Origin of the sequence: Arthrobacter sp. H14 (genome assembly GCF_000520495.1) — a bacterium.
Taxonomy (GTDB): domain Bacteria; phylum Actinomycetota; class Actinomycetes; order Actinomycetales; family Micrococcaceae; genus Arthrobacter_C.
On sequence record NZ_KI914642.1, the window covers coordinates 1 to 8,957 of the forward strand.

General features: G+C 60.3%; 10 protein-coding genes, 1 tRNA gene and 1 pseudogene. 7 read left to right on the forward strand and 5 right to left on the reverse strand.

The features are described from left to right. The coding region (locus Y707_RS33625; protein ID WP_503487606.1) for a pyruvate dehydrogenase E1 component-related protein at positions 1–153 on the reverse strand (153 nt) is incomplete at its 3' end. Continuing rightward, positions 98–583: pseudogene (locus Y707_RS0107035) on the reverse strand (pyruvate dehydrogenase E1 component-related protein); the annotation flags it as partial. The gene Y707_RS33625 and the pseudogene Y707_RS0107035, both read right to left, overlap by 56 nt. Before the next feature lie 429 nt (positions 584–1,012). Here Y707_RS0107035 and Y707_RS0107040 point away from each other — a divergent pair. The 6 genes from Y707_RS0107040 (at position 1,013) to Y707_RS0107065 (ending at position 4,896) form a co-directional block, all read left to right on the forward strand. Next, positions 1,013–1,438 carry a DUF3052 domain-containing protein gene (locus Y707_RS0107040; protein WP_026534547.1) on the forward strand — a complete coding sequence of 142 codons (426 nt, stop codon included), beginning with the start codon at positions 1,013–1,015 and terminating at the stop codon, positions 1,436–1,438. Continuing rightward, complete coding sequence (locus Y707_RS0107045; protein ID WP_026534548.1) at positions 1,438–1,905, forward strand: peroxiredoxin; 468 nt, start codon at positions 1,438–1,440, stop codon at positions 1,903–1,905. The genes Y707_RS0107040 and Y707_RS0107045 overlap by 1 nt, the downstream gene beginning before the upstream one ends. 48 nt (positions 1,906–1,953) lie before the next feature. Beyond that, positions 1,954–2,856 carry an NAD-dependent protein deacetylase gene (locus Y707_RS0107050; protein WP_035780753.1) on the forward strand — a complete coding sequence of 301 codons (903 nt, stop codon included), beginning with the start codon at positions 1,954–1,956 and terminating at the stop codon, positions 2,854–2,856. Positions 2,857–2,943: 87 nt separating this feature from the next. Beyond that, a tRNA-Val gene (locus tag Y707_RS0107055) sits at positions 2,944–3,019 on the forward strand. Between the two features lie 75 nt (positions 3,020–3,094). Then, complete coding sequence (locus Y707_RS24170) at positions 3,095–4,117, forward strand: acyltransferase family protein (RefSeq protein ID WP_051441738.1); 1,023 nt, start codon at positions 3,095–3,097, stop codon at positions 4,115–4,117. 215 nt (positions 4,118–4,332) lie between these two features. Beyond that, the gene (locus Y707_RS0107065; RefSeq protein WP_035780724.1) at positions 4,333–4,896 is read left to right on the forward strand and encodes a gluconokinase; all 564 of its coding nucleotides are present in this window, start codon (positions 4,333–4,335) and stop codon (positions 4,894–4,896) included. A 14-nt stretch (positions 4,897–4,910) separates the two neighbouring features. Here the strand turns inward: Y707_RS0107065 and Y707_RS0107070 are convergent, their stop codons facing one another. Continuing rightward, positions 4,911–5,624 carry a FadR/GntR family transcriptional regulator gene (locus Y707_RS0107070; RefSeq protein WP_026534551.1) on the reverse strand — a complete coding sequence of 238 codons (714 nt, stop codon included), beginning with the start codon at positions 5,622–5,624 and terminating at the stop codon, positions 4,911–4,913. A 209-nt stretch (positions 5,625–5,833) separates the two neighbouring features. Here Y707_RS0107070 and gnd point away from each other — a divergent pair, with 209 nt between their 5' ends. Beyond that, positions 5,834–7,261 carry an NADP-dependent phosphogluconate dehydrogenase gene (gene gnd / locus Y707_RS0107075; protein WP_026534552.1) on the forward strand — a complete coding sequence of 476 codons (1,428 nt, stop codon included), beginning with the start codon at positions 5,834–5,836 and terminating at the stop codon, positions 7,259–7,261. An 87-nt stretch (positions 7,262–7,348) separates the two neighbouring features. Here the strand turns inward: gnd and Y707_RS24175 are convergent, their stop codons facing one another. Together Y707_RS24175 and Y707_RS0107085 are read right to left on the reverse strand one after the other, a co-directional pair. Next, positions 7,349–8,431: a GH25 family lysozyme gene (locus Y707_RS24175; protein ID WP_162150188.1), complete on the reverse strand. Its 1,083-nt coding sequence runs from the start codon at positions 8,429–8,431 to the stop codon at positions 7,349–7,351. Between the two features lie 331 nt (positions 8,432–8,762). Continuing rightward, a partial coding sequence (locus tag Y707_RS0107085) for an S-layer homology domain-containing protein (RefSeq protein ID WP_026534553.1) occupies positions 8,763–8,957 on the reverse strand: 195 nt, incomplete at its 5' end.

Here is an 8,957-nt window from a genome sequence, read left to right on the forward strand (position 1 = left end):
CAACAACGAACGCATAATATACTGCGCCCGCTCCGTCCCCTGCTCCTTAACCAACTGATCAAGGGACTCAATCCACTCAGCCGTCTCCTCAGGATCAGCGGGCGTACATGCCCGGTGAGGCGTGGCCCTGGAAGAACACCTGGTCCCCGCCACCGGGATGATCCTTACCCCGGAAGAAATGATTCAACCCCACCTCATACAGCGTCGCCGCACCCGCGTAGGTGGAGATATGCCCGCCGACAGCGATATCGGGCCGCTGCGCCCGGTGCACCATCACCGCAGCATTCCACCGCAACCACGCACGATACTTCCGCTCGATCTCCTCATCCCCCGGGAATGCCGGTTCCTGATCGGAAGGGATCGTGTTCACATAATCGGTGGTCGTCACCATCGGCACACCAACACTGTGTGAACCGGCACGCTGCAACAACGAACGCATAATATACTGCGCCCGCTCCGTCCCCTGCTCCTTAACCAACTGATCAAGGGACTCAATCCACTCAGCCGTCTCCTCAGGATCACGGTCGGGCAGCTGGTTTGTTAACCCGCTCAGGATTTGCGTTTCTTCTTCTCCTGCGGCCACGTCCAACCTCTCTTGTGTGCGGTAAATATTCGTGCTTGTCAGCATCAAGTGTCGCTGACACCATACGGTCTGTGGACCAGGTGCGACTGACGGCGGAGCCTCTGCCCGGCACAGCGGTGTTACGGGCATAAAAATCCACATAACCACTCTAGTCCCGCCTCCGCCCCGATGCGTAGCCGGACAGCATGCGGGCGGGAATCCCGGGGCTCCGTCCGCCGCCAAACCACCCGCCGGCGTCGTAATATCCCGTCAAGGTTACGGCGGGATATGCTCTTGAGCAGGCTTTTTACCCCGGCACTGCCCGTGTGGCTTGATGCGCCGGGCTTAAAGGTGTTGGCTTGTAGTTAGGCATATCACCGGCTCCGGGCAAAACACGTCCGACGGCGGGGTCTGCAGACCATATTGGCTAGTCAGTACAGGAGGAAACACGTGAGCGAGGCCGAGGCCGCCGCGGTGGACAACGTGGCGAGCAAGTTGGGTTTCAAAAACGGAGACCTGATTCAGGAATTCGGCTATGACGAAGACGTCGATTTCGAGTTGCGTGCTGATGTAGAAGATCTGATCGATTCCGAGATCCTGACCGAGGATGATCAGGATGTCGTGGATGCGGTCCTCCTGTGGTGGCGCGACGAGGACGGCGATCTTGTCGATGCGTTGATGGACTCGCTGACGACTCTCGGGGAAGGCGGCGAGGTCTGGGTCCTGACGCCCAAGGCCGGCCGTGACGGCTATGTGCAGCCAGCCGACCTGCAGGAAGCCGCGCCGACGGCCGGTTTGCATGTGACCACCCAGGCGGCAGGCGTCTCCGGAGACTGGACGGCGACCCGCCTGGTCAGCAAGCGCAACAAGGGTTAGTGCCAGCTCACATACCCCGGACCGGTGAGACCGCTCCGGACTTCGAACTGCCCAACCAGTTCGGCGAACCGGTACGGCTCTCGAAACTGCGCGGCCGGATCACCGTTGTGGTGTTCTATCCTTTTGCCTTTTCCGGCGTCTGCACCGGTGAGCTGTGCGAGCTCAGGGACAACCTCGACGCCTTCACGGCGAAGGACGCGCATGTCCTTGCCGTCTCCGTCGACGCCAAATACGCACTGCGGGCTTATGCGCAGAGTGAAGGATACGACTTCGACCTGCTCAGCGATTTCTGGCCGCATGGCGACGTGGCCCGCAGCTACGGTGTTTTCAACGAAACCCGGGGCATGGCTGAGCGCGGCACATTCATTATCGACGACGGCGGTATCGTCCGTTACAGCGTGGTGAATCCGGTGGGCGAGGCGCGCAGTCTGGCCGAGTACCGGAAGGCTCTCGACGAACTCGCCTGATTCGGCAAGACTGGCAGGGTGACTGAACAGAAACCGGTCGGCATCGGGATGACAGGGTTCGTGAGTGACTCACCCAGCAACGGTGTACCGCCGTTGATCACCAGCGAACAGCAGAACCTGGCCGCCGTCGTCGATCTGCTGTCGGGGCACCGGCTGGCCGTGTTGACCGGGGCCGGGCTCAGTACGGACTCCGGCATTCCCGATTACCGCGGCCCCAATTCCGCGCCCCGCAGCCCAATGACGTATCAGCAGTTCACCGGAGACGAAGAGCTGCGGCGCCTGTACTGGGCGCGCAACCATGTCGGGTGGCATTTCATGCGCCATGCCACGCCTAACGCCGGCCATTATGCGGTGGCCCAACTTGAAGAGCGGGGCCTGATGTCCGGTCTGATCACCCAGAACGTGGACCGGCTGCATGAGGAGGCGGGCAGCCGGACCGTCGTCGACCTGCACGGACGTTTCGACCGGGTTGTCTGCCTCGACTGCCACACCGTGGTGACCCGGAACGACCTTGCCCGGCGCCTGGACGAACTCAACCCTGGTTTCGCTGAGCGGGTGGGGCAGGAGGGAATTATCGAGCTGGCTCCGGATGCCGATGCAGTGGTGGACCAGACCTCCGACTTCACCATCGCGCCCTGCCATGTCTGCGGTGGAATGCTGAAACCGGACTTTGTCTTCTTCGGTGAGAACGTCCCCAAAGACCGGGTGGCCAGATCGTACGAAATGGTGGATGACGCCGGGGCGCTGCTGGTCGCAGGCTCTTCACTGGCGGTGATGAGCGGCCTCCGTTTCGTCCGGTATGCGCATAAGCAGGAAAAGCCGGTGGTGATCATCAACCGCGGAGCCACCCGCGGTGACGATCGGGCGGCGCTGACAGTCAATGTGGGTGTCTCCGCCGCCCTGTCGATGCTGGCATCATCGCTGCCGGATCTGTCCCAGGCGGTCGGTTAGTACCGGTCTGGTTAGCGGAGCCGCGCCCGATCAGGTACAGTTATTGCTCGTGAACTGGAGTGGATCTGCTGCTTTTCACATGTGCGAGGGTCTTTAGCTCAGCTGGTAGAGCGCCACGTTTACACCGTGGATGTCATCGGTTCGATCCCGGTAGGACCCACCATCCGAACACTGTTTCACGGCAGGCGAACCGTGTCCCCGCTTTTGGTAACAGAACGGTAACAACTAGACTGTTCCGATGCCCACCACGTTCCCGCGTGACCAGCGGCTCGACTCCGCCAAAGGTATCCTCATTGGCCTGGTTGTTCTCGGTCACCTGTTGGAGGCCACCAGCGCGTGGCACGCCGACCTCATCCGTCTTCCCTTGACGATGATTTACATGTTCCACATGCCCGCCTTCGTGTTCCTGTCCGGGATAACCGCCAAAAGGGACAACCTGCTCAAGCGAATCGCCACGTTCACGATCCTGTTGCTGACCTTCCAGGCGCTCTACTACTTCGCTGTGCGGCTGTTGCCACTGGAACGCGATTTCTCCGCATTCATGCCGTTTTGGATTCTTTGGTTTCTGCTTGGGATGATCTGGTGGCTGCTGCTCCTGCCACTGGCCATGAAAGTTCCCAGGACCGCTGTGGCAACATCCTTCGCGATCGCCATCGCCGCTGGTGCGATTGATGTGATGGGTTACGCGTTCAGCATCTCGCGGGCGCTGGTTTTCCTGCCGTTTTTCATCACCGGCGCAGTCTACGGAAGGCAGATCCTGGACGCTGCCACGAACATTTCGATGAAGTGGAAGGTCTCCGCGGCCGTTCTGTGTTGCGCACTGGGACTCATCCTGTTCAGCACGGACATTCATCAGGGTTGGCTGTATGGCAGTTACAGTTTCGACCGGCTCAACGCCGGAACAGCGGAGGGACTGGCGACGCGGGCCGGTTTGCTGGCGATTGCCGCGTTGACCACGTTCGCGGTGTTGTCCCTCATGCCGCAGCAGAAGAACCCGGCCACAGTCATCGGGCGGCGCAGCCTCGGCATTTTCGTCCTGCATGGCTTTGTGGTGCTGGCGGCCACGCCGTTGCTTCCGGGCCCGATTGGGGCAAACAATATCTGGGCCCTTGTTGCCTGTGCGGCGATTGCTATTGTGACGATCAGCGTCCTCGCCGCTCCACCCTTTGACCGAGGAGTCCGGCTCTACACGTCCAAATTGGCGCAGTTGTCCGCTCGCCCTTTCCAGCAGGAGGTTCGTCCGGCAGCCGGACAGCGGTGACTCCGGGCCGGACAGCAGGCCGGGCCGCGGCGCAGGCTTAAACGAAAACCCCTTATCCTGAAACCTATTTGGGGGAACAAGGTCCAGGATAAGGGGCCGAAGCTGAATATATCTGCTTTATTTCAGCTTCTGCAAATTGGTTGCGGCCGGACCTGTGGAATTGTGGTGCGGTCTATCAATAGAGTGGGAGCATCCGACCGGACAAAGGAGCGAGTATGGCCCATTCCAAACTTAAGGGTAAGAAGCTTCCGCCGATGGTGGTCATGGGGGTCTCCGGCTCCGGTAAGAGCACAATCGGATCGCTCCTCGGTGAATCATTGCAGGTGCCCTACGTCGAGGGCGATGAGCTGCACTCGGATGCCGGCGTCGGGAAGATGAAAGCCGGACAAGCCCTGGACGACGCCGACAGGGAGCCTTGGCTGCGGCGGGTCGGCGGACTTTTGAAAGAACGTAACGACGACGGCACATCAGTGGTCGTCGCCTGCTCGGCGCTCAAGCGCAGCTATCGTGACGTGCTGTGCGGCTACGTGTCGGAAACCGTATTCATCCATCTGGAAGGCAGCCGGGAGGTCATCGCCGCCAGGCTGAGCCAACGGGAACACGCCTATATGCCCAAAGACCTGCTCGATTCACAGATCAAGGCGCTGGAATCGCTGGTGGACGACGAATCTGCCATCATCGTGGATATCGATCAAAGTCCTGAGGAAGTCGTCCGGGATATTGAAGAACAACTGGTCACTCTGACCGACACCAGTGCGGATGTGCCGGACGAGCACTGACAACGCGCGCTGATTCAGCCAGCGTCGGTGCCCCGCGGTATCTGCGCCCACTCCTGCTGCATTTCGGCAATCGTCTGGCGCATGATTTCGTTCATCGCCCCGCGTGCCTCCGCGGGCCGGCGGATAGCGATTGCTTCGGCGACATCCATGTGCAGCTGCACCGCTTCTTCATGCGGATGCGCAGGCAACAGGCCCATGTCCCGGCGGCCGGTCAGAATCTCCTCAACCGCATCATGCAGTTTGGCAAACATTTCGTTGCCGGAACCTGCCAGCACAACCGAGTGGAAGCGCACATCCAGCTCGAGGAAACGGCGGGCATCCTGGCCTGCTGACCGCATTTTGTTGGCAATGTCGTGCAGCTCTTCAGCTACCGATTCCGACGCGTATTCCGCAGCGAGTTCTGCCGCCATCGGTTCGACGGCGACGCGCATTTCGGTCAATGAGCGCAGCTGGGCGCCACGGTTGTTGCCACGCAGCCGCCAGCGGATGACGAGGGGGTCGTACGGGTTCCAGTCGCTGCGTGGCTGCACCCGGATACCGACGCGCTTCGTCGACTGCACGAGTCCGAGCGACTGCAGGACGCGCACCGCCTCGCGGATAACCGATCGCGACACGCCCAGTTCGGATTCCAGCTGCTCGGCCAGCATTACATGTCCGACCGGCAGAGTGCCGTTGACGATGCGGCTGCCAAGGTCTTCGAGGGCCTTCTGGTGCAGTCTGCTTGGCATTTTCTGTCCCCCGGATTGGCTGTCAACGCCCTTGAGTCTAGCTCAAACAGGCCATCCGTCCGGCCGTCATATTTACCCCTAAAGTAGCCGTAGCCGGAGGCTGACTCATAGGGTGTTAGGAAGAGCCGGGCGCTGGCAGCCGCGCCACTGTACCGACGTCGTACCTTCCGCCCGCGGCCACGACGCTTCATCCGACTAAAGGAGTAAGAATGTCTGCACAGATCGGTGTCACCGGATTGGCCGTTATGGGCGCCAACCTGGCGCGCAACCTGGCACGGAACGGTTTTACCGTCGCCCTGCACAACCGCAGCGTCGAAAAGACGGATGCATTACTGGAGCGTTACAGCGACGAAGGCGAATTCGTCCGTACGGAATCGCTGCAGGAGCTGGTTGATTCACTGGAGAAACCGCGCCGCATCCTGATGATGGTCAAGGCCGGCCAGGCGGTCGACTCGGTAATTGAGCAGCTGGAGCCGTTGCTGGAAGCCGGTGACATCATTATCGACGCCGGCAACTCGCACTACGAAGACACCCGCCGGCGCGAGGCAGCCCTCGCCAAGAAGGACCTCGATTTCGTCGGTATCGGCGTGTCCGGTGGCGAAGAAGGTGCTTTGCTGGGCCCCTCGATCATGCCCGGTGGATCCAAGCGTTCCTACGACGCGCTGGGACCGCTGTTGGAGAAAATCTCAGCCCACGTCGACGGCGAACCCTGCTGCCACTGGATCGGAACCGACGGTGCCGGCCACTTCGTCAAGATGGTACACAACGGCATAGAATACGCCGACATGCAGGTTATCGGTGAGGCCTACGACCTGCTGCGCACCGGCGCCGGGATGGAGCCGGCCGAACAGTCGAAGGTATTCGAAGAATGGAACAGGGGCGACCTCGCCTCGTTCCTGATCGAGATCACGGCGGAGGTGCTGGCGCACACCGACGCGAAAACGGACAAACCCTTTATCGACGTCGTCGTCGACGCTGCCGGCCAGAAGGGGACCGGACGCTGGACTGTTGTTTCGGCGCTGGAACTGGGCTTGCCGACATCGGGTATTGCGGAGTCGGTATTCGCCCGGGCACTGTCATCGCAGGCTGACCAGCGCGCCCAGGCGCAGCAGGTGTTGGCGGGGGAGGAGGACGACGTCGAGATTCCCGAGACGTTTGTCGACGACGTCCGCCAGGCGCTGTACGCTTCCAAACTGGTCAGCTATGCACAGGGCCTCGATATGCTTACCGCCGCCGCCGGCGAATATAACTGGGAGCTGAAACTCGACGAGATTGCGTCGCTGTGGCGTGGCGGCTGCATCATCCGGGCCGAACTGCTGGCCGAGATCACCAAGGCCTATGCCGCTGAGGACAAACCGTTGAACCTGCTGCTGGCACCGGCCTTCAGCAAAGCCATCGCCCAGACGCTGCCGGCATGGCGCCGCGTCGTGTCCACCGCGGTGCAGTTGGGTGTTCCGGTGCCAGTCTTCTCATCCTCGCTGGCATATTATGACGGGCTGCGCCGCAAGCGCCTGCCCGCTGCGTTGACGCAGGGCCTGCGCGACCTTTTCGGTGCACACACCTACCAGCGGATCGATACCGAGGGCACTTTCCATACACTCTGGGGCGAAGATAAGTCCGAAGTTTCCGCAGACTAACCAGGAAGAGCCGCCACGTCGACGATATGCGGTCCACATGGCGGCTCTTTCTGGGTCTATCAGTGTTCAGTCCAACAGCCGCTGTGACTAAAACTGCGTGTCATAGCGAAACAGGAATGCAGCCATAGCGTCACGGTCGATATCTGCCAGCGGACGGAACGTCTCGTCCTCCCAACCGGTCGTGATGCCGGTTGATTCGAGCCAGGTGACTTCTTTGTAGAACTTGCTTCCCCGCGGATAGTCCTTGAATGGCGAATCCCGAGGTGGATCGAAGGAAGGCTTGTCAGCAAGCCGATAAAGGAAAGCGGCTATCGCCTCGCGGCTCACATCCGCCTTTGGCCGGAAAGTTCCGTCGTCCCAGCCGGTCGTGATTTCCATTCGGTCTGCCCACATTACTTCTGAGTAGAAATCGCTTGACGTTGTTACGTCGGCAAACCCGTTGGTGGCCAATTGCTGCAGGTCTTTATAGTCGCCGTTGAAGTGGTTCGAGTCTCCCTCGAAGGGGCCGGTCGCGGAATACTGCCACATCGTGTAGTCACGCCAGCCGCCGAACATCCAAATGTCGAAACCATCTTCATAACCGGGATAGGGGTATGCGGCCACATGGAGATCGTGTTTGTTCACGGCTGTGCTGTTGTTGGTGCACTCCGTCCACCAGGCATACGTCGTATAAATCATCGGCTTGCGGCCGGTCATACGCATCACCTGGCTGGAAAAGTCCTGGACCCAGTCGACCATCTGAGAGGCATCCATGTTGTAGCACATGTTGCCGAAATAGTCTGGATAAGGATTGTGCTCAATATCCAACAGTGGCGGAAGGGTACGACCATCGGCCGTCCATCCACCGCCATTATTGACGAAGAACCGGGCCTGGGAGCGGGCGTTGCCCACCTGAGGCAGGGCGAAATGATACGCGCCCCGGATCATTCCCACGTTGTCCGCGCCACTGTACTGGCGGTTGAAGGTATCGCTGGTGAACCCACTGCCCTCGGTCGCTTTGACGTACGCGAAGCGCGCCCCCATGTTCCATTGCTCTTGCCAATCGACATCGGGTTGCCACCCGCTGACGTCCATACCATTGATACCTGGCGCCTGCCAGGATCCAGCGGCCATCGGTTCCAGAGCTTGTGCTTCCATGAGGTTGGCCGGCTTGGTGTCCTGGACATCCACTCCTTGCCGCTTGGCTATGACAGACTGCCCCATGAAGGAGCCGCGTTCGCCAATAGCCTCCGCGAGGTTGGTCTCGCCGGAAGGGGTTTCCCCGGACGGTGTTGGTGCTGTGGTCGACGTCGCTGTGACGGATGGTGAGGGGGACTCTTCAGCGATAGCTGGCGAAGCGAACCCTATCGACCCAATAACGACGGCCATGGAGCACGAAAGTGCAACCAATCCCTTGGCTCCGCGATTACCCGGACGGTGTTTCTTTGGATTGTTTCTGGATTTCATGTATTTGCTCCGGTGAAGAACAGCTTCGAACGGTGAGGTGAATTACTGGTCATTGTCAGAATTTCGTGTCGTATCGCTGCAGGAAGGCCGCCATGGCATCGCGCTTGATGTTGGCACGAGGGCGGAAGGTTCCGTCTTTCCATCCTGTGGTGATTTTCGTGGAGTGCAGCCAGGTGATTTGTTTGTAGAACTTGTCGCCCGGCTGTACGTCGGTGAAGGGTGATTGGTTCGGCGGGCTGAAGCGTGGTTT